Below are 20,121 nucleotides of genomic sequence, written 5' to 3' on the forward strand. Positions count from 1 at the left end.
GGAGCAGCCGACATGACGACCTCCACGAACCCCCTGGCCATCGTCGCGGACGTCCCCGTCGACACCCGCCACTGGATCGGCGGCCGGCGGGTCGCCTCCGCCGAGACCTTCACCACCGTCTCACCCGTCACCGGAGCCCCGCTGGCCCGGATCTCCCGGGGGACATCCGCCGACGCGGACAACGCCGTCGCCGCCGCCTTGGACGCCTTCCCCGGCTGGGCCGCCACCTCCCGGGCCGAGCGCGCCGCCCTGCTGCACGCCGTCGCCGACGGGATCGAGGACCGCCTGGAGGACCTCGCCGCCGTCGAGACCCTCGACAACGGCGCCCTGCTCCGCTCCCACCGGCGCGGAGTGATGCCCCGCGCCGCCCACAACTTCCGCTTCTTCGCCGATCACCTGCTCGGGCTCGGCCACGACGACCTCGACACCCGAGGCCACACCAACCACATCTCCTGGGACCCGGCGGGCCCCTGCGCGCTCATCACCCCCTGGAACGCGCCGCTGATGCTCGCCACCTGGAAGGCCGCCCCCGCGCTCGCCGCCGGGAACACCGTCGTCCTCAAACCCGCCGAGTGGTCCCCCCTCACCGCCTCCCTCCTCGCCGACATCACCGCCGCCGCCGGACTGCCCCCGGGCGTCCTCAACGTCCTCCAGGGGTACGGCCCCGAAGCCGGCCACGCGCTGGTCTCCCACCCCGGGGTGCGCCGGATCGGCTTCACCGGCTCCGTGCCCACCGCGCGGCACATCGCCGCCGCCGCGGCCCCGCACCTCACCCCGGTCAGCTTCGAACTCGGCGGCAAGTCGCCCCTGCTGGTCTTCGCCGACGCCGATCTCGACCTCGCCGCCGACCTCGCGGTCGAGCAGTACGACAACGCCGGGCAGGTCTGTCTCGCCGCCACCCGGCTGCTGGTCGAGGAGAGCGTCGCGGCGGAGTTCACCCGCCGCTTCACCGAACGGGCCGGCCGGCTGCGGCGGGGCGACCCCCGGGAGGAGACCACCGACGTCGGACCCGTCGTCCACCCCCGGCAGCTGGAACGGATCGACGGCTTCGTCCGGCGCGCGCTCGACACCGGGGCCCGCGCGGTCATCGGCGGCGGCCCGGACACCGGCCTCGGCGGGCTCCACTACCGGCCCACCCTCCTCACCGGCGTCACCCAGGAGAGCGAGATCGTCCAGGAGGAGGTCTTCGGCCCGGTGCTGACCCTCCAGACCTTCACGACCGAGGACGAGGCCGTCGCGCTGGCCAACGGCACCCGGTACGGCCTCGCCGCCGTCCTCGCCACCGGCGACCGCGAGCGCGCCCGCCGGGTCACCGCCCGGCTGGTCGCCGGGACCGTCTGGGTGAACTGCTTCTTCGTCCGCGACCTGCGGGCCCCCTTCGGCGGCTCCCGCGCATCCGGCACCGGCCGCGAGGGCGGCACCTGGTCGTTCGACTTCTCCTGCGATGTGAAGAACACCGTGACGGCACCGAAGGGGTGGCGAGGCCATGGGTGAGATCGTCGGCGCGGGACTGCTCTCCCACGTCCCCACCATCGTCCTCCCGGAGGAGAGCCGCCGGGAGCTGAACGAGGGCCGTGAGATCACCCTCGTCACCGGGCTGCGGCAGCTGCGCGAGGAGGTCTTCGACAGCGACGCCTACGACACCGTGGTCGTGCTCGACTCGCACTGGGCCACCACCGTCGAATTCGTGGTCACCGCCCAGGACCGCCGGGCCGGGCTCTTCACCTCCGAGGAGCTGCCGCGCGGGATGTGCCGGGTGCCGTACGACTTCCCGGGCGACCCCGAACTCGCCCGCAGCGTGGCCTCCTTCGCCCAGCGGCACGGGACCTGGATCACCGCCGTCGACGACGCCTATCTGCCGATCCACTACGCCACCCTCAACCTCTGGCGCTACCTCGGGGCCGGACTGCCCGGCAAGCGCTGGATCGCCGTCGGGGTCTGCCAGACCGGGGACGCGGAGGACCATCTGCGGCTCGGCCGGGCGCTCGCCGACGGGATCGCGGCCCTCCCCGGCCGCCGGGTGCTGCTGATCGCCTCCGGGGCCCTCTCGCACACCTTCTGGCCGCTGCGCCAGCTGCGCGAGCACGAGTCCAGCGACCCGTCCCACATCTTCTCGCCCGAGGCGCGCGCGGCCGACCTGCGGCGGATCGCCTGGTTCAAGGAGGGCCGCCACGACCGGGTGCTCGCCACCATGCGGGAGTTCTGGCGGGTGCGGCCCGAGGCCCGCTTCTTCCACTATCTGATGATGATCGGCGCCCTCGGCGAGGAGCGGTGCGCCGCCACCGCCCGGCAGTACGGGGAGTACGAGAACTCCGTCGGCACCGGGCAGGCGCACCTGTGGTTCGACCGCCCGCCGGGCGGCTGGGCCGCGCCCGGACCACTTCGTACCCCCTGACGGACAGGAGAGCCGATATGCCCGAGTACCGCCGTGTCCTCCTCGACGGGTCCGTGGTCGAGACCGAGCGCGACGGCGCCGACCTCGTCGCGGCGGACGGCCGCCGGGTACGCGCCGACGCCGCCCGCCATCTGCCGCCGGTGGTCCCGTCGAAGATCATCGCGGTGCATCTCAACCACCGCAGCCGCGTCGAGGAGTTCGGGGCCGTCCTGCCCGCCGCCCCCACCTACTTCCACAAGCCCACCACCTCGCTCAACTCCCATGGGGGCGCCGTCGTACGGCCCGAGGGCTGCGCATGGCTCAACTACGAGGGCGAGATCGCCGTCGTCATCGGGCGCACCTGCCGCAACATCGCCCCGGCGGCGGCGGGGGAGTACATCGCGGGCTACACCGTCGCCAACGACTTCGGGCTCCACGACTTCCGGGACACCGACGCCGGCTCCATGCTGCGGGTGAAGGGCTCCGACACCCTCTGCCCGCTCGGTCCCGGGCTCGTCACCGACTGGGACTTCCGGGGCAGGCGACTCCGTACGCTCGTCAACGGCGAGGTCGTCCAGGAGGGCTCCACGGACGAGATGGAGTGGGACATGCACTACCTCGTCGCCGACATCGCCCGCACCATCACCCTGCTCCCCGGCGACGTCCTGCTGTCGGGGACACCGGCGGGCTCCCGGCCGGTGCGCCCCGGGGACGTGGTGGAGGTCGAGGTCGCGGGTCTCGGGCGGCTCACCAACCACATCGTCACCGGCCCGGCGGGGATCCGCACGGACGTGGGGGCGCAGCCCACCGCGTCGGAGGAGGTGCGTTCGACGGCGCTCGGCGGGGACTGGGAGTTCCGGGGCGTCAGACCGCCGCGCCGCTGACAGCCCCCGGGGCCTTCAACCGTCGGGTCCGTTCAGCCGTCGGCGGCGGCCCGGACCAGCGCGTCGAACAGGCGCTGCTGGGCCGGGTCCCCGGCCGCCGTGTCCTCGGGGTGCCACTGCACCGCCAGCAGTCGGCCCCGGCCCCCGTCCAACTCCATGGCCTCGGCGGTGCCGTCGGCCGCCCGCGCGGTGATCCGCAGCCCCTCGCCCGGCCGGTCCACCCGCTGGTGGTGGTAGCAGGAGACGCGGGTCTCCTCCGCGCCGACGACCCGGGCGACGAGCGAACCGGGCCGCAGGGTCACCGGGTGCACCAGATGGCGGTGGTCGCGCCCGGTGCCCATGTCCTGCTGGAGGGTGCCGCCCAGCGCGGTGTTGACGACCTGGAGCCCCCGGCAGACCGCCAGCAGCGGCCGGCCCGCCCGCAGGGTCTGCCGGGCCGCCTCCAGGTCGAAACCGTCCTGTTCGTCGTCCACGTCGTACACGCGCGCGTGGCGCTCCCCGGCCCCGTACCGGTGCGGGGCCAGATCCCCGCCGCCCGGCAGGAGCACCCCGTCGAAGCGGGCCAGCCGGGCGGCCACGTCGGTGGGGCGGGCCAAGCCCCCCGGGGCGTACGGGTGGATGGCCACCGGCTCGCCGCCCGCCCGCCACACCGCCTCGACCAGGGCGCGTGCGCTGACCTCGGCGGCGTACCGCAGCGCCGACGCGGTCGCGGAGAAGCGGGCGGGTATCGCGATCAGGGGCCGGAGCACGCGGCTCTCCCTTGAGTTTGTTTGAGGTCAAACGACAGGCGGATCGTAGGGCCTGGCCGGTCCGCCGGACAAGGGTCCTCCGCCGGGGTGCGGGGTCAGTCCCCGGAGCCGGCCCGCCGGGGGCGCCGGCCGCTGCGGCGCGGCACCGGCGGCGCCCCGTCCAGCAGCTCCGCCCGGCGCTCCTCGCCGTGGTTCTCGATCTGCACCACGACCTGGCGCAGCGCGTCGGCCGTCCGCCGGCACTCCTCGTCGGTGAGCGGCCCGGTGACGAACACCTCCTCGGCGTTGAACTCGGGGAACAGACTCCGCATCAGTTCCTCGCCGTCGCCGGTGAGCGCGAGCAGCACCCGCCGCCCGTCGGAGGGGTGCTCGGTACGCCGGACCAGGCCGCGCGACTCCAGGGTGCGGGCCACACCGGTCAGGGTGCCCTTGGAGATGCCCGCCTCCGCCGCGACCAGCCGGGTCTCCATCTCGCCCCAGATCCAGACGACCCACAGCACCACGAACCCGGTCCAGGTCAGATCGGAGCCGCGCAGCACGGAGTTCTCCACGTGCTGGCGGACCGCGGCGGCGGCCCGGTGGATGTTGCCCACCATGGCCATCTGCTCGTGCCGGATGGGCGTGTCGCCGAGCTTGGCCCGGATCATCCGCTCGGTCTCGGCGATGGGTCGCTGACCAGGCACGAACCCTCCTCGGATCTGACTCCGGCGGTACGGCCGGAGTCGTTCGGGAGCAAAGTCTAGGTCCGTGGGCGGACCGGGTCCGGCGGCGGGGAGGGGGCCGTACCCGAAAGGACCGCGTACCCGAAAGGACCGCCCACCCGAAGGGATCCCGGACACGAAAGAACCCTGGACCCGAAGGGATCCCGGACACGAAAGGACCCCGGCCGGTCGCATGACCGGCCGGGGTCGTACCCGGTGCGTGCCCGGAGCGGCTGTCCCCCGTTCGCCCGCTCCGGACGGCTTGAGGTGTCAGGCGCGGCGGGGGGCCACCAGCCGTGCGGCCCTGGCCTCCTTCTCCGCCTCCTGCCACAGCCTGCGCAGCATCCGGGCCCGCTCGGCGGGGCGCATCCGGGAGATGGCGATCTCCGCACAGGCGACGCCGTCCGCCCAGGGCATGGTGAGCATGGTCCGCTGCCGCGGGATCGCCGACAGCGGGTTGGGCGCCCCGGCCGCGTGGTGCCGCTCGGCCGCGCGCGACTCGGTCGCCGCGGCCCGCGCGTCGGCCCGCTGCTTCTGCTGCTGCGGGCTGAGCCGGGACAGATTGCGCACATGGACCACCTTGCGGCGGCCCGCCAGCAGATCGGCCTGGAGTTCGGGGCCGAGTTCGAGCACGGAGAGCTTGGACGAGATCGTCGACTGGGCGATCCCCAGCCGCTTGGCGGCCTTGTTCTGGGAGCCGTAGAACTCGACCAGCTTCTTCAGGGCGTACGCCTGCTCCAGCGGGTTCATGTCGTCGCGGTGCACATTGGCGACAAAGGCGGCTTCGAGCAGCGAGCGGTCGGTGGAGACCAGCGCGTCGTCGACGCTGACCCGTACATGGGTCAGTCCGGCACGGCGGGCGGCCTCCAGCCGGCGGTGGCCGTCCACCACGATGTACCGGGCGTCGGCGGCGATCTCGGAGGACCGGGCCGGCCGCTCCTGGATGTACGCCTCGACCGAGGCGACGGTGATGGCGTTGACGAGACCGATTTCCCGGATGCTGGTGGTCAGCGGCTCCAGATCTCGCAGTGCTTCGCGTGGATTGTCAGGGTTCTGACCGATCCAACTCAGTGGCAACTCCGACGGCTGCTTGTAAGAGGCGTCGGAGCGGGTCTGTCCAAGCGTCGTGGACATCTCTGAGGACATGCTGATGGAACCCTTCCTCTTGCCTGCCGCCCGGTTTCCCCGCGTTCCAGCCGGGCAGAATGGCAGACTTCCAGGAAACACCGGCCACAGCCTGGCCATGCCCTTGCCACTCGCTTGCCACAGCGCATGCGATTGCAGAGGATGCAGACATGACCGATGGGGGAATGAGGTTTCGCGTCCTGGGGGGACTGGAGTGGTACCTCCACGGAGATCCGCTGGAAATCGGCCGCAGACGGGAAAGACTGCTGCTCGGGCTGCTGTTGCTCGACATCAACCGGGTCATGCCCGCACACCGGCTGATCGACTTCCTGTGGGACGACGTCGAGCCGCCGTCCAGCGCCCGCGGCAGCCTTCAGGTCCATGTCTCCCGGCTGCGCGGCCGCTTCCAGGAGAGCGGGGCCGCCGCCCACGGCTTCACCCTCGCCAGAGCCGGTGACGGCTATCTCGTCGAGGGCGACCCGCTCGCCGTGGACCTGCACCGCTTCCGCGCCCGCGTGCAGCGGGCGGAGCGCACCGACGACCCCGCCGAGCGGCTGCTGGTCATCGAGGAGGCCCTGGCCGACTGGGGCGGTCCGGTCCTCGCGGGCACCGCGTCCGACGCCCTGGTTCGCCGGCTCGGCATCGGCCTCGAAGAGCTGCACCTGTCCGCCGTCACCCACCGCGCCGAGGCCCGGCTCGCCCTCGGGCAGCGCGGACTCCTCCTGGAGGAACTGGCCCGCGCCACCGCCGAACACCCCCACCACGAACGCCTCGCCGCACTCCGCATGATCGCGCTCTACCGGGCCGACCACCGGGGCGAGGCCCTGGAGGTCTACCACGCGATCCGCGTCAGGCTCGCCGAGGACCTCGGCCTGGACCCCCGCGCCGACCTGCGCCGCGTCCATGAACTGGTGCTGCGCGCCGCACCGGAACTGCTGGATCTGGAGCTGCTGCCCGGCCGGGGCCGCGTCCCTGCCGAGACCCGCACGGAACCCCACCAGGCCGCTCCGGCCACCCTCGCCGCCCCGCCCGCGCCGCCCGTCGCACCGCCGCCCGACCCCTTCGAGGGCGTCGAGGCCGAGACCGTGCAACGCCTCTCCCGGACCGGCGCCTTCATCGGCCGCTCCCAGGAGTTGGAGGAGCTGAGCATGCTCGCCGCCGGCGCCCGCGGCGGCTCCGGCGTCGTGATGATCGTGGGCCCGGCCGGCAGCGGCAAGACCGCGCTCGCGCTCCAGTGGTGCCGCACCTCCCACGAGGCCTTCCCCGACGGACAGCTCTTCCTCGACCTGCGCGGCCACAGCGACGAACGCCCCATGGGCGCCCGCGAGGCGTTCTCCGGGCTGCTGCGCGCCCTCGGCATCCCCTACCAGGACCTTCCGTGCGACCCGCCGGCGATGGCCGAGCTGTACCAGCGCACCCTGGCCTCCCGCCGGGTCCTCATCGTCCTCGACAACGCCGAGTCCGCCGACCAGGTGCGGCAATTACTGCCGTACGAGTCCGGCTGCCTCGCGCTGGTCACCAGCCGCAACCGGCTGGGCGCCCTGATCGTCAGCCATGGCGCGGCGATGCTGCCGCTGCGGCCCCTCGCCTCCGACGAGGCCGAGGAACTCGTCCGCTCGGTCGTCGGCCCGCTGCGGTCGGCGGCGGAGCCCGAGGCGCTGGCGGACCTCGTCACCATCTGCGGCCGCTCCCCGCTCGCCCTGCGGATCGCGGCCGCCAACCTCGCGCTGCGCCCGGACTTCCGGATCGCCGACCACGTCCGCGACCTGCGCTCCGGCAATCCGCTGGAGAGCCTGGCGGTCGCGGGCGACCCCGACTCGGCCGTCCGGCGCGCCTTCGAGCTGTCCTACCGCCGGCTGGACGCGGAGGCCGCCGACGGCTTCCGGCTCCTCGGGCTGCTCCCGGGGCCCGCCACCACGACCGCCGCCGTCGCCGCGCTGTGGGGCCGCAGCGTCGGCTCCGCCCACCACCTCCTCGACCGGCTCTTCGCCGAGCACCTGGTGGAGCGGACGGGACAGGAGCGGCTGCGGCTGCACGACCTGATCTGGTGGTACGCGCGGCTGCTGGTCGACGCCGAGAAGACCGAGGCCGAGCGGCGCGAGGCCCGCCACCGGCTGCTGCGCTGGTACGCGGCGTCCGCGGACGCCGCCGCCCGCAGCCTCTATCCGCAGATACTGCGCCTGGACGTGGAGCCGCTGGAGGCGGCGGCCCGGCCCGAGACCTTCGAGGGCCCGCAGCAGGCCGCCGAGTGGTTCGACGCGGAACACCTCGATCTGGTCAAACTCATCGAGAAGGAGGCGGTCAACGAGCCGCCCCTGCCGGTGGTGTGGATCCTCGCCGACACCCTCCGGGGCTACTTCTGGCTCCGCCGCCACGCCGACACCTGGGTGGCGGTGGCCGGCGCCGCGCTGCGGGCGGCCCGTGAGGCGGGCGACTTCCGCGGGCAGGCCGCCGCCCATCAGAGCCTGGGACTCGCCACGTTCACCATGGGCGACCTGGAGCTGAGCCGCGGTCACTTCGAGCACGCCATCGAGCTGGCCCGCCGGGCCGACTGGGGGGTGTGCGAGTCCGTCGCGCTGTGCAACCTGGCCGGGGTCTCCGCCGATCTGGGGCTGCTCAGCCAGGCCGCCGAGTACTACGACCAGTCCATCACCATCGACCGCCGGCTCCAGCGCACCCCGCACCAGCCGCTCCAGGGGCTGAGCGAGGTGCTGTACGGGATGGGGCGGCTGCGCGAGGCGGAGCGGCTGTGCCGCCGGGCGCTCGCCCTCTCCCGGAAGATCTCCGCCCCCGACAGCATCGCGCGCATCAGCACCACCCTGGCGCTGATCTCCGTCGACCTCGGGGAGCTGGAGATCGCCCACGATCTGGCGACCGCCTCCCGCAAGGGCTTCCAGGACATCGGCAATCTCGCCGGCGAGGCGGAGGCGGTCTGCGCGCTCGCGATGATCGCCGCCGAGGGGGGCAACGGACCCGCGGCGCTCCGCGCGGGGCTGCTGGCCTGCCGGCTCGGCCGCAAGGCCAACCGGCCCCGGCTCAAGCTGGACGCGATGCTGGCGATGGGCCACGCCCGCTACCAGCTCGCCCAGTACGAGCGGGCGTACGAGCACTTCCGCATCGCCCGCCGGATCGCCGAGGAGATCGGCTATCTCAAGGGCCGCGCCATGGCCCTGCTCGGACTCGGCGTCTGCGCGGCCCGGTTCGGCCGCCCGCTGGAGGCGCTGTGCCACGCGGGGGCGGCGCTCGCCCTCGCCCAGGAGTCGCAGCTGCGGCTCCTGGAGGGGCAGGCGCAGTCCGTCATGGCGCTGGCCCACGCCTCCCGGGGCGACCTCGCCGGCGCGGGCCGCGCGGGCCGGCAGGCCGAGGCCATCCACCGGGCGACCGGCTACCGTCCGGTGCACTCGCCGTACGCGGGTCCGCTCGGCGGCGGCCTGGAGGCGGCCGAGCGGTACGAGGTGTTCCGCAAGTGGCAGGCCACCGCCGACGTGGAGGCGGAGGCCGGACAGTGGCTGGCGCGGCCCTGAGCCGGCGGGTCCGTCCGTGTCACCGGCGGGTCCGTCCGTGTCGCTGTTGGGCCGAACGGGTGAGGGACGAGAAGATAGGCGTATGAGTAGGTACGAGAGGTACGACGTCACCGACGAGCAGTGGGAGGGTCTGGCACAGGTCGTTCCGCTGCGGGGGCGCGACGAGTGGCCGTCGAGGGTCGATCACCACGCGGATTCCCGGGCGGAGGCCGCCGAGCAGCGCCGCATGGTCGTGCTGAGGGTGCGGGTCTTCTCGGACGCGCGGGAGGTCGCCGAGTACCTCATCGCCCGGATCCCGGTCCTGCTCGATCTCACGGCCGCGGACGCCGATGTGGCCAAGCGGATCCTGGACTTCAGCAGTGGGGTCGTCTTCGGCCTGGGCAGTGGGATGCACCGGGTGGACCGCAATGTCTTCCTGCTCGCCCCCGAGGGCATGGAGGTCGACGGGGTGCCCGGGGCCACGGACACGCTCACCCACGCGCTCCGTCGCCGCACCTGACCGCCCGTCTCCCGCACAGGTGCGGCCGGGCGGTGGTGCGTGTGCGCGCCCGCCGGCCCCGCGGCCCCGCGGCCCTGGTCCGCGGGGCTGTCGGTGCGCGATGATAGACCTGGTGCCGTGACCGAGACTCCTGATCTGGCCGGGCTCCAGCGCCGACTCGCCGACTTCGCCGCCGCGCGCGACTGGGGCCAGTACCACACTCCGAAGAACCTGGTGACGGCCCTCGGTGTCGAGGCCGCCGAACTGGCGGAGATCTTCCAGTGGCTGACGCCCGAGCAGTCGGCGCGGGTGATGGACGACGAGGGCGCCGCGCACCGGGTGCGCGACGAGGTCGCCGATGTGCTCGCGTACCTCCTCCAGTTCTGCGCGGTGCTCGGTGTGGACCCGCTCGCCGCCCTCTCCGACAAGATCGACCGGAATGAGGGGCGCTTCCCGGTGACGTGAGTTCGGGGTGGTAACAGGGTGATTTCGGGCGCTCACACCTCACCGATCAAGAGATTGTCACTCTATGGAGTCAACAGGTGATCAACTTCCGGCTTCCTGCCCACAAATTTCCGAATTCCTCTGGCGTTTGGGCTCAATTGGCCTCACTCTGGGTAATGAATTGAGTGGGCAGTAAGTCGTACGAACGGGGGCGACGATGGACGCGGAGCGACTCATCCTCGCGAGCAGGCACGCACTGGCGCAGAGCAGGACGGTGCCGGAGATCGTGGCGGAGGCCTGGCAGGCGCAGGCCCTCGCCCAGGCGATCGGCGGCAGGATCGCCGTGTACGGCCCCCTGGAGCTGAGGGCCGAGGCCCGGGGGCTGGCCGAGACCGGCGCCCGGGGCACCGGGGCGCTGGACCATCCGGGGCCGCGCGGCGGCAGCAGGGCCGTGCGGCTCTCCGGCGTGGCCGACGCCCGTGAGGCCCTGCTCGCCCTCGGCGCCCTCCTGGCCGAGGTCGGCATGGCGCTGGTCTCCGTCGCCTGCGGCACCGACGACGAGGGGCTGTACTGGCAGTGCGTCGAGGCGATCGACGCCGCCGACGAGTCCACCGACCGGGTCCGCGGCATGCTCCGCAGGATCGCCGAGCGGGAGGCGGCGCGACCGCCCGACGGGAACCGGGGGCGGGCGGGACCGCCGGCCGCCAGGTCCCGGCCGGCCCGCCCCGCCGCCCCGGCCCCCACCCGGAGTGCGCCCCGGCCCGCCGACCTCCGTACCGAGGGCCCCGCCGCGGCCCCTGCCTCCGGACTGCCCGGAGCCCGCGGCCCCCTGGCGGCCTGTGAGGCCGTCGGGGCCCGTGGGACGGTCGGGGCGCGGACCGCCACCGCGACCGCGCTCGGCGTCCCGGACACCCGGGAGTCCGCGGCCGGCTCCGCGCTCGGCCCGCCCTGACAGCCGCTGCCCGGGCCGGCCCGGCGGGGCCCCGGGGGTGGGGCGCGGCCCCCCGCCCGACGGTGCAGGATGGACCCATGGATCTGCGTATCTTCACCGAGCCCCAGCAGGGGGCGAGCTACGACACCCTGCTCACCGTCGCCAAGGCCACCGAGGACCTCGGCTTCGACGCCTTCTTCCGCTCCGACCACTACCTCGCGATGGGTTCCGCCGACGGGCTGCCCGGCCCTACCGACGCCTGGATCACCCTCGCCGGTCTCGCCCGCGAGACCAGCCGCATCCGCCTCGGCACCCTGATGACCGCCGGCACCTTCCGGCTCCCCGGGGTCCTCGCCATCCAGGTCGCCCAGGTCGACCAGATGTCCGGCGGCCGTGTCGAGCTGGGCCTGGGAGCGGGCTGGTTCGAGGACGAGCACACCGCGTACGGCATCCCCTTCCCCAAGGCGAAGTTCGCCCGGCTGGAGGAGCAGCTGGCGATCGTCACCGGCCTGTGGGCCACCCCCGCCGGCGAGACCTTCTCCTACGACGGCGCCCACTACCAGCTGTCCGGCTCGCCCGCGCTGCCCAAGCCCGCGCAGCCGAAGGTGCCCGTCCTGATCGGCGGCCACGGCGCCACCCGCACCCCCCGGCTGGCCGCCCGCTACGCCGACGAGTTCAACATCCCCTTCGCCTCCATCGAGGACACCGAGCGGCAGTTCGGCCGGGTCCGGGACGCCGCCGAGGCCGCCGGCCGGCCCGCCGGCGACCTCGTCTACTCCAACGCGCTGGTGGTCTGCGTCGGCAAGGACGACGCCGAGGTCGCCCGCCGGGCCGCCGCCATCGGCCGCGAGGTCGACGAGCTGCGCGCCAACGGCCTCGCCGGCTCGCCCGCCGAGGTGGTCGACAAGATCGGCCGGTACGCGGCCACCGGCTCGTCCCGGATCTACCTCCAGATGCTCGACCTGGACGACCTCGACCACCTGGAGCTGATCTCCTCCCAGGTCCAGTCCCAGCTGGGCTGACCCGGTGCGCCCCCGCCGCTCCCTCGCCGCGCGGCTCGGCGACCCGGCCGCCGGGCCCCTCGTCCTCGACGGCGGGCTCTCCAACCAGCTGGCGGCGCAGGGCGCGGACCTCACCGACCCGCTCTGGACCGCCCGGCTGCTGCGGGACGGCCCCGGGGAGATCGCCGCCGCCCACGCCGCCTACGCCCGCGCGGGCGCCCGGGTGCTGATCTCGTCCTCGTACCAGGCGAGTCACGAGGGGTTCGGCCGGGCCGGAGCCGGCCGCGCGGAGGCCTCCGCGCTGCTGGCCCGCAGCGTGGAGCTGGCCCGGACGGCCGCCGACGCCGCGCCCGCCGAGGTGTGGGTGGCGGCGTCCGTGGGCCCCTACGGCGCCGTGCTCGCCGACGGCAGCGAGTACCGGGGGCGGTACGGGCTCTCCCCGCGCCGGCTGGAGCGCTTCCACCGGCCCCGGATCGAGGCGCTGGCGGCGGCGGGACCCGATGTGCTCGCGCTGGAGACCGTGCCCGACACCGACGAGGCTCAGGCGCTGCTCGCGGCGGTGGCGGAGTGCGGGGTGCCGGTCTGGCTCTCGTACAGCGTCTCGGGCGGGCGCACCCGGGCCGGGCAGCCGCTGGCCGACGCGTTCGCGCTCGCCGCCGGCCGCGACCAGGTCGTCGCGGTGGGCGTGAACTGCTGCGCGCCCGGGGACGTGGGGCCGGCGGTGGCGCTCGCCGCCCGCGTCACCGGCAAGCCGGTCGTCGTCTACCCCAACAGCGGGGAGGAGTGGGACGCCGGAGCGCGCGGCTGGAGGGGACCGGTCCGCTACGACCCGGCGTCGGCCCCGGCCTGGGCGGCGGCGGGCGCCCGGCTGATCGGCGGCTGCTGCCGGGTGGGCCCGGAGACGATCGCGGAGCTGGCCCGGCGGCTGGGACCCGGCTGACCGCCCGCCCGCGCCCGTCCGCAGCAGGATCCGGGTGCGGCGAAACGTTTCAGCTTCGCAGCCGGAGAGCTCTGACCGGCCATCACCCGGCGATCGGTCACCCGGCCCGGAAATGCGTGGCCCGTCCGGGGCGAAGCGGTCATCATCGGACGTGTGTTCCTGACGATCAGTACTACCGGCACCCTTTTGTCCCCCGCGACCGACCTGGGCTTCCTGCTGCACAAGCACCCCGACAACGCCCAGCGTTTCACCACCGCCCACGGCACGGCGCACGTCTTCTACCCGGAGGCCACGCCCGAGCGCTGCACCGCCGCGCTGCTGCTGGAGGTGGACCCCGTCGCCCTCGTGCGCCGGGGCCGGGGCAAGGGCCGGGGCGGCGCCCCCGACGCGGCGCTCGCGCAGTACGTCAACGATCGCCCCTACGCCGCCTCGTCGCTGCTCGCGGTCGCCCTGAGCACCGTCTTCAAGAGCGCCCTGCACGGGGTGTGCCAGGCCCGCCCGGAGCGCGCCGCCGCCCCGCTGCCGCTGCGGATCGAACTGCCCGCCGTGCCCGCGCGCGGCGGCCCGGACCTGGTCCGCAAGGTGTTCGGCCCGCTCGGCTGGACCTCCGTGACCGCGGACCCGGTCGCGCTGGACGACCGCTTCCCCGAGTGGGGCGCGTCCCGCTATGTCCGGCTGGTCCTGGAGGGCGAGCTGCGGCTCGCGGACGCCCTGCGCCAGCTCTACGTCCTGCTCCCGGTCCTGGACGACGCCAAGCACTACTGGGTCGCCCCCGACGAGGTCGACAAGCTGCTGCGCGCCGGCGAGGGCTGGCTCGCGGACCACCCCGAGCGCGAGCTGATCACCAGCCGCTATCTCTCCCGCCGCCGGGGACTGACCCGGCAGGCGGCGGAGCGCCTGGAGCTGGTCCGGCTGGCCGAGTCCGAGGACCTGGCGGTCGAGGACGTCGACAACGCCGTGGACGAGACGACCGACACCGCGGAGCGGCCGGTCCCGCTGGCGGAGCAGCGGCGCGCGGCGATCCTCGCGGCCCTGCGCGCGGCCGGGGCCGCCCGGGTCCTCGACCTGGGCTGCGGCCAGGGCCAGCTGGTGCAGGCGCTGCTCCGGGACGTCCGTTTCACCGAGATCGTCGGCGTCGACGTCTCCGCGCGGGCGCTGACGATCGCGGAGCGCCGGCTGAAGCTGGACCGCATGGGGGACCACCGGGCGGCGCGCGTCCGGCTGCTCCAGGGCTCCCTGACGTACACCGACAAGCGGCTCGCGGGCTATGACGCGGCGGTGCTCAGCGAGGTGATCGAGCATGTGGACCCGCCCAGGCTGCCCGCCCTGGAGTACGCGGTCTTCCGCGCCGCCCGGCCCGGGGCCGTGGTCGTGACCACGCCGAACGTGGAGTACAACGTCCGCTGGGAGACCCTGCCCGCCGGCCATGTCCGCCACAGCGACCACCGCTTCGAGTGGACGCGCGCGGAGTTCCGCTCCTGGGCGGAGGGGGTGGCCGGACGGTCCGCGTACCGGGTGGAGTTCCTGCCGGTGGGGCCGGACGACCCTCAGGTGGGGCCGCCGACGCAGATGGCCGTCTTCACCCGCGAGGGCGAGGACACCGCCGGTACGCCGACGGCGGCGGGCACGGACGGAGTGGCCGGTACCGGTACGAAGGAGACGCGCAGCGCATGAGCACCACCGACCTCAACAAGAACGAGAACGAGAACGGGAGCGATGACGTGACCGGCACCGACGCCCCGGCCCGCAGGCTGCTCCCCGTCACCGACCTCTCCCTCGTCGTCCTCGTCGGCGCGACCGGATCCGGCAAGTCCACCTTCGCCCGCCGCCATTTCAAGCCGACCGAGATCGTCTCCTCGGACTTCTGCCGCGGCCTCGTCGCCGACGACGAGAACGACCAGTCCGCCAGCGGCGACGCCTTCGATGTCCTCCACTACATCGCGGGCAAGCGGCTCGCGGCCGGCCGGCTCACCGTCGTGGACGCCACCAGCGTCCAGCCGGAGAGCCGCAAGCAGCTGGTGCGGCTGGCCCGCGAGCACGACGTCCTCCCGATCGCCATCGTCCTGGACCTCCCGGAGGAGGTCTGCGTCCGGCGCAACGCGGACCGCCCCGAGCGCGCCGGCCTGCCCGCCCGGGTCGTCCAGCGCCACCGCCGCGAACTGCGCCGCTCGCTGCGCGGCCTGGAGCGCGAGGGCTTCCGCAAGGTGCACGTCCTGCGCACCGAGGCCGAGGTCGACGCCGCCGAGGTGGTGCGCGAGCGCCGGTACAACGACCTGCGCCACCTGACCGGCCCGTTCGACATCGTCGGCGACGTCCACGGGTGCAGCTCCGAACTGGAGACCCTGCTCGCCGCACTGGGCTACCGGGACGGGGTCCACCCCGAGGGCCGCACCGCCGTGTTCGTCGGCGACCTGGTGGACCGGGGCCCGGACAGCCCCGGGGTGCTCCGCCGGGTGATGTCGATGGTGGAGGCGGGCCACGCGCTCTGTGTCTCCGGCAACCACGAGAACAAGCTCGGCCGCCACCTCAAGGGCCGCAAGGTCACCCTCACCCACGGCCTCGCGGAGACGGTCGCCCAGCTCGCGCTGGAGGACGACGCCTTCACCCGGCGGGTCGGCACCTTCATCGACGGCCTCGTCAGCCACTACGTCCTGGACGGCGGCGATCTGGTGGTCGCCCACGCGGGCCTGCCCGAGAAGTACCACGGGCGCACCTCCGGCCGGGTCCGCTCGCACGCGATGTACGGGGACACCACCGGCGAGACCGACGAGTTCGGCCTGCCGGTGCGCTACCCGTGGGCCGAGGAGTACCGGGGCCGGGCGGCCGTCGTCTACGGCCACACCCCCGTGCCCCGCACCTCGTGGGTGAACAACACGATCTGCCTGGACACCGGTGTCGTCTTCGGCGGCCGGATGACCGCCCTGCGCTGGCCCGAGCGCGAACTGGTCGACGTACCGGCCGAGAAGGTCTGGTACGAGCCGGCCAGACCGCTGGTCACCGATGCCCCGGGGGCCCGCGAGGGCCGGCCGCTGGATCTCGCGGACGTCCATGGGCGGCGGATCGTCGAGACGCGGGAGATGGCCATGGTCTCCGTCCGCGAGGAGAACGCGGCGGCGGCGCTGGAGGTCATGAGCCGGTTCGCCGTCGATCCCCGGCTGCTGCCGTACCTGCCGCCGACGATGGCCCCCACCGCGACCTCGCGGCAGGACGGCTATCTGGAGCACCCGGCGGAGGCGTTCGCGCAGTACCGCGCCGACGGCGTCGCCACGGTGGTGTGCCAGGAGAAGCACATGGGCTCCCGCGCGGTGGCCCTGGTCTGCCGGGACGCGGACGCCGCCCGGGAGCGGTTCGGTGTGGACGGCCCGTCGGGTGCGCTCTACACCCGTACCGGACGGCCCTTCTTCGACGACCCGGCCGTCACCGAGGAGATCCTCGGCCGGCTCCGCGGGGCCCTGGCCGGCGCCGGGCTCTGGGAGGAGCTGGCCGCCCCCGGCCAGGACGCCGACTGGGTGCTGCTCGATGCCGAGCTGCTGCCGTGGTCGGTCAAGGCGGGCGGGCTGCTGCGGTCCCAGTACGCGGCGGTCGGCGCGGCTTCCGGTGCCGCCTTCCCCGGGGCCGTCGCGGCCCTGGAGGCGGCGGTGGCCCGGGGCGTCGACGCGGGCGGGCTGCTGGCCGCGCAGCGGGAGCGCGCCGCCGACGCGGCCGCCTTCACCGAGGCGTACCGCCGCTACTGCTGGAGCACGGACGGGCTCGACGGGGTGCGGCTCGCCCCGTTCCAGCTGCTGGCCGCACCGGGCCGGTCGCTCGCGGGCACGGCGCACGACGTCCAGCTGGCCTGGCTGGACCGGCTGGTGGCGCACGACCCCACGGGCCTGCTGCGGACCACCGGGCGGTGCGTCGTGGACACCGGCGACGAGGCATCCGTGCGGGCCGGCACCGACTGGTGGCTGGAGCTGACCGCGCAGGGCGGCGAGGGCATGGTGGTCAAGCCGCTCCAGCCACTGACCCGCGACGGCAGGGGCCGGCTCGTCCAGCCGGGGATCAAGGTCCGGGGCCGGGAGTACCTGCGGATCATCTACGGCCCGGAGTACACCCGCCCGGAGAACCTGGAGCGGCTGCGCGACCGCTTCCTCGGCCACAAGCGCTCCCTGGCGCTGCGCGAGTACGCGCTCGGCCTGGAGGCGCTGGAGCGGCTGGCCGGCGGGGAGCCGCTGTGGCGGGTCCACGAAGCTGTCTTCGCGGTGCTGGCGCTGGAGTCGGAGCCGGTCGACCCGAGGCTCTGACGACGGGCGCGGTACGGCGGTACGGGTACGGGGGGCCGACCCCGTACCCGTACCGCCCCACCGGGTGTAGGGAACGGCTCTCTGCGGGATACGACAGAAGAAGTTCCTGCCGTACCCCGAGTGAAGCGCGTTGTGCGCGGTGAGGATGGGTCATGGGATTCCATGTCGACTCCGAGGCCGGGCGGCTGCGCCGGGTCGTCCTGCACCGGCCCGATCTGGAGCTGAAACGGCTCACCCCGAGGAACAAGGACGCCCTTCTCTTCGACGACGTGCTGTGGGTGCGCCGGGCCCGCCAGGAGCACGACGGCTTCGCGGACGTGCTCCGGGACCGGGGCGTCGAGGTCCATCTCTTCGGCGATCTGCTCCGGGAGTCGCTGGAGCTGCCGCAGGCCCGCAAGCTGGTCCTGGACCGGGTCTTCGACGAGAAGGAGTACGGTCCGCTCGCCACCGACCATCTGCGGGCCGCCTTCGACGCGCTGCCCACGGCCGAGCTGGTGGGGGCGCTGGTCGGCGGGATGACCAAGCGGGAGTTCCTGGAGCGGCACGCGGAGCCGGTGTCGGTCCGGTTCCATGTGATGGACCTGGACGACTTCCTCCTCGAACCGCTGCCCAACCATCTCTTCACCCGGGACACCTCGGCCTGGATCTACGACGGGGTCTCCATCAACGCCATGCGCTGGCCGGCCCGGCAGCGGGAGACCGTGCACTTTGAAGCGATCTACAAGCACCATCCGCTCTTCACCGGGCCGCTCGCCGGTGACTTCCACCACTGGTCGCAGGGGCAGGACGACTACCCGTCCACCATCGAGGGCGGGGACGTGCTGGTCATCGGCCGGGGCGCGGTGCTGATCGGGATGAGCGAGCGGACCACTCCGCAGGCGGTGGAGATGCTGGCCCGGGGGCTGTTCGCGGCGGGTTCGGCCCACACGATCGTGGCGCTCGACATGCCCAAGCGGCGCGCGTTCATGCATCTCGACACCGTGATGACCATGGTGGACGGGGACACCTTCACCCAGTACGCGGGCCTGGGCATGCTCCGCTCGTACACCATCCGGCCCGCCGACGCGGGGGGCGGGCTGCGGGTGGGCGACCACCCGCCGGAGCGGATGCACGACGCCATCGCCGAGGCGCTGGAGCTGCCGCGGATCAGGGTGCTCACGGCGACCCAGGACGTGCACTCGGCGGAGCGCGAGCAGTGGGACGACGGCTGCAACGTACTGGCGGTGGAGCCCGGCGTTGTGGTGGCATATGAGCGTAATGTCACGACCAACACGTTTCTGCGGAAGCGGGGTATCGAGGTGATCGAGATCCCGGGCAGCGAGCTGGGGCGGGGGCGGGGCGGTCCGCGCTGCATGAGCTGCCCCGTGCAGCGGGACGCCGTCTGACCGGCCCGGGAGCCCTTCGGGCCGGTCCCGCCGGGGCTTGCCGGCCGTCCGGGATGCGGGCCGACCCTGTATAGCAATGCGGGAGATCGTATACACTTCCAGCTTCATGCAGCGCCGCATGAGACAGCCACCCGGACCCGGTCCGGGCGTCCGGACCGGGTCAGGTCACCGCAGTCGCGAGCAGGAGCAGCCACCATGGCGATAGATCTCGAAGGCCGCCATTTCCTCAAGGAGCTGGACTTCACGCCCGAGGAGTTCCGGGGCCTGATCGAGCTGGCGGGCCGGCTCAAGGCGGCCAAGCGCGCCGGAACCGAGGTACGGCGGCTCCAGGGCCGGAACATCGCGCTCATCTTCGAGAAGGCGTCCACCCGGACCCGCTGCGCCTTCGAGGTGGCCGCCGCCGACCAGGGCGCGAGCACCACCTACATCGACCCGGCCAGCTCGCACATCGGCCGCAAGGAGTCGGCGAAGGACACCGCGCGGGTGCTCGGGCGGATGTTCGACGCGATCGAGTTCCGGGGCGACGCCCAGGCCACCGTCGAACAGCTCGCGCAGTACGCGGGCGTGCCGGTCTACAACGGGCTCACCGACGACTGGCACCCCACCCAGATGCTCGCCGACGTGCTCACCATGACCGAGCACTGCGCGAAGCCCCTGTCGGAGATGGCCCTCGCCTACCTCGGCGACGCCCGCTTCAACATGGGCAACTCCTACCTGGTCACCGGGGCCCTGCTCGGCATGGACGTACGGATCGTCGCCCCCCGCGCCTACTGGCCCGCCGACGCGTTCGTGTCCCACGCCCGGGAGCTGGCCGCAAGGACCGGCGCGCGGATCACCCTCACCGAGGACATCGCGGAGGGGGTGCGGGGCGCGGACTTCGTCGCCACGGACGTCTGGGTCTCGATGGGCGAGCCCCAGGAGGTCTGGGACGAGCGGATCAAGGCGCTGTCGCCGTACGCGGTGACCATGGACGTCCTGCGGGCCACCGGCAATCCGCAGGTGCGGTTCCTGCACTGCCTGCCGGCCTTCCACGACCTCGACACCAGCGTCGCCCGGGGTATCCACGGCCGCTACGGGCTGACCGAGCTGGAGGTCACGGACGAGGTCTTCGAGTCGGAGCACTCGGTGGTCTTCGACGAGGCCGAGAACCGGATGCACACGATCAAGGCCGTGATGGTCGCGACGCTCGCCGGACCGGAGTGAGCCCGGCCGCCTGAACAGCCGCCTGAACAACTGCCTGAACAACTGCCTGAACAGCCGCCTGAACCGCCGCCGACGGACCGGCAGCCGATGCTCCGGTCC

15 protein-coding genes and 1 pseudogene are annotated in these 20,121 nt (G+C 73.7%); 13 read left to right on the plus strand and 3 right to left on the minus strand.

Annotation, left to right across the window (positions count from 1 at the left end):
* Nucleotides 1-12 precede the first annotated feature (12 nt).
* The 3 genes from SYYSPA8_RS31655 to SYYSPA8_RS31665 are packed head-to-tail and all read left to right on the plus strand — an operon-like array spanning nt 13 to nt 3,258.
* Nucleotides 13-1,494, plus strand: coding sequence for an aldehyde dehydrogenase (locus tag SYYSPA8_RS31655; protein WP_323450851.1), 1,482 nt, complete (start codon nt 13-15; stop codon nt 1,492-1,494).
* Nucleotides 1,487-2,395, plus strand: a complete 909-nt coding sequence (locus tag SYYSPA8_RS31660; protein WP_323450852.1) for a 3,4-dihydroxyphenylacetate 2,3-dioxygenase — start codon at nt 1,487-1,489, stop codon at nt 2,393-2,395. The genes SYYSPA8_RS31655 and SYYSPA8_RS31660 overlap by 8 nt, the downstream gene beginning before the upstream one ends.
* Before the next feature lie 17 nt (nt 2,396-2,412).
* The gene (locus SYYSPA8_RS31665; RefSeq protein ID WP_323450853.1) at nt 2,413-3,258 is read left to right on the plus strand and encodes a fumarylacetoacetate hydrolase family protein; all 846 of its coding nucleotides are present in this window, start codon (nt 2,413-2,415) and stop codon (nt 3,256-3,258) included.
* A 32-nt stretch (nt 3,259-3,290) separates the two neighbouring features.
* On the opposite strand, the gene SYYSPA8_RS31670 is transcribed toward SYYSPA8_RS31665, so the two are convergent.
* The 3 genes from SYYSPA8_RS31670 to SYYSPA8_RS31680 form a co-directional block, all read right to left on the minus strand.
* A complete protein-coding gene (locus SYYSPA8_RS31670) occupies nt 3,291-4,007 on the minus strand; it encodes a gamma-glutamyl-gamma-aminobutyrate hydrolase family protein (RefSeq protein ID WP_323450854.1) in 717 nt (238 codons plus the stop codon).
* A 95-nt stretch (nt 4,008-4,102) separates the two neighbouring features.
* Nucleotides 4,103-4,690 carry a MarR family winged helix-turn-helix transcriptional regulator gene (locus SYYSPA8_RS31675; RefSeq protein WP_323450855.1) on the minus strand — a complete coding sequence of 196 codons (588 nt, stop codon included), beginning with the start codon at nt 4,688-4,690 and terminating at the stop codon, nt 4,103-4,105.
* A 288-nt stretch (nt 4,691-4,978) separates the two neighbouring features.
* Nucleotides 4,979-5,842 (minus strand): ParB/RepB/Spo0J family partition protein, encoded by an 864-nt coding sequence (locus tag SYYSPA8_RS31680; protein ID WP_323450856.1) that lies wholly within the window; start codon nt 5,840-5,842, stop codon nt 4,979-4,981.
* A gap of 161 nt (nt 5,843-6,003) precedes the next feature.
* On the opposite strand from SYYSPA8_RS31680, the gene SYYSPA8_RS31685 reads away from it, so the two are divergent.
* The 10 genes and pseudogenes from SYYSPA8_RS31685 (at nt 6,004) to argF (ending at nt 20,022) form a co-directional block, all read left to right on the plus strand.
* Nucleotides 6,004-9,357, plus strand: a complete 3,354-nt coding sequence (locus SYYSPA8_RS31685) for an AfsR/SARP family transcriptional regulator (protein WP_323450857.1) — start codon at nt 6,004-6,006, stop codon at nt 9,355-9,357.
* Between the two features lie 82 nt (nt 9,358-9,439).
* Entirely contained in the window at nt 9,440-9,856 is a 417-nt protein-coding gene (locus SYYSPA8_RS31690) for a cell division protein SepF (protein WP_323450858.1), read from the plus strand.
* 117 nt (nt 9,857-9,973) lie between these two features.
* Nucleotides 9,974-10,300: a nucleotide pyrophosphohydrolase gene (locus SYYSPA8_RS31695; protein WP_323450859.1), complete on the plus strand. Its 327-nt coding sequence runs from the start codon at nt 9,974-9,976 to the stop codon at nt 10,298-10,300.
* 196 nt (nt 10,301-10,496) lie between these two features.
* Nucleotides 10,497-10,985 (plus strand): annotated as a pseudogene (locus tag SYYSPA8_RS31700) (DUF6099 family protein); the annotation flags it as partial.
* Nucleotides 10,986-11,308: 323 nt separating this feature from the next.
* Nucleotides 11,309-12,232, plus strand: a complete 924-nt coding sequence (locus SYYSPA8_RS31705; RefSeq protein ID WP_323450860.1) for an LLM class F420-dependent oxidoreductase — start codon at nt 11,309-11,311, stop codon at nt 12,230-12,232.
* A gap of 4 nt (nt 12,233-12,236) precedes the next feature.
* Entirely contained in the window at nt 12,237-13,151 is a 915-nt protein-coding gene (gene mmuM, locus SYYSPA8_RS31710) for a homocysteine S-methyltransferase (protein WP_323450861.1), read from the plus strand.
* Nucleotides 13,152-13,304: 153 nt separating this feature from the next.
* On the plus strand, nt 13,305-14,825 hold the full coding sequence (locus SYYSPA8_RS31715; RefSeq protein WP_323450862.1) for a 3' terminal RNA ribose 2'-O-methyltransferase Hen1: 1,521 nt from the start codon (nt 13,305-13,307) through the stop codon (nt 14,823-14,825).
* Nucleotides 14,822-17,434 (plus strand): polynucleotide kinase-phosphatase, encoded by a 2,613-nt coding sequence (locus SYYSPA8_RS31720; protein ID WP_323450863.1) that lies wholly within the window; start codon nt 14,822-14,824, stop codon nt 17,432-17,434. Before SYYSPA8_RS31715 ends, SYYSPA8_RS31720 begins: the two co-directional genes overlap by 4 nt.
* Nucleotides 17,435-17,586: 152 nt before the next feature.
* Nucleotides 17,587-18,819 (plus strand): arginine deiminase, encoded by a 1,233-nt coding sequence (locus tag SYYSPA8_RS31725; RefSeq protein ID WP_323450864.1) that lies wholly within the window; start codon nt 17,587-17,589, stop codon nt 18,817-18,819.
* 195 nt (nt 18,820-19,014) lie between these two features.
* A complete protein-coding gene (argF, locus tag SYYSPA8_RS31730) occupies nt 19,015-20,022 on the plus strand; it encodes an ornithine carbamoyltransferase (RefSeq protein WP_323450865.1) in 1,008 nt (335 codons plus the stop codon).
* Nucleotides 20,023-20,121: the final 99 nt, after the last annotated feature.

Source organism: Streptomyces yaizuensis, from assembly GCF_034961445.1.
Taxonomy (GTDB): Bacteria; Actinomycetota; Actinomycetes; order Streptomycetales; family Streptomycetaceae; genus Streptomyces; species Streptomyces yaizuensis.

Bases quoted from the DNA above. Each gene is read 5' to 3' on its own strand.
- SYYSPA8_RS31655 (WP_323450851.1), top strand. From the start codon at position 13: ATGACGACCTCCACGAACCCCCTGGCCATCGTCGCGGACGTCCCCGTC.
- SYYSPA8_RS31660 (WP_323450852.1), top strand. From the start codon at position 1,487: ATGGGTGAGATCGTCGGCGCGGGACTGCTCTCCCACGTCCCCACCATC.
- SYYSPA8_RS31665 (WP_323450853.1), top strand. From the start codon at position 2,413: ATGCCCGAGTACCGCCGTGTCCTCCTCGACGGGTCCGTGGTCGAGACC.
- SYYSPA8_RS31680 (WP_323450856.1), bottom strand. From the start codon at position 5,842: ATGTCCACGACGCTTGGACAGACCCGCTCCGACGCCTCTTACAAGCAG.
- SYYSPA8_RS31685 (WP_323450857.1), top strand. From the start codon at position 6,004: ATGACCGATGGGGGAATGAGGTTTCGCGTCCTGGGGGGACTGGAGTGG.
- SYYSPA8_RS31690 (WP_323450858.1), top strand. From the start codon at position 9,440: ATGAGTAGGTACGAGAGGTACGACGTCACCGACGAGCAGTGGGAGGGT.
- SYYSPA8_RS31705 (WP_323450860.1), top strand. From the start codon at position 11,309: ATGGATCTGCGTATCTTCACCGAGCCCCAGCAGGGGGCGAGCTACGAC.
- SYYSPA8_RS31720 (WP_323450863.1), top strand. From the start codon at position 14,822: ATGAGCACCACCGACCTCAACAAGAACGAGAACGAGAACGGGAGCGAT.
- SYYSPA8_RS31725 (WP_323450864.1), top strand. From the start codon at position 17,587: ATGGGATTCCATGTCGACTCCGAGGCCGGGCGGCTGCGCCGGGTCGTC.
- argF (WP_323450865.1), top strand. From the start codon at position 19,015: ATGGCGATAGATCTCGAAGGCCGCCATTTCCTCAAGGAGCTGGACTTC.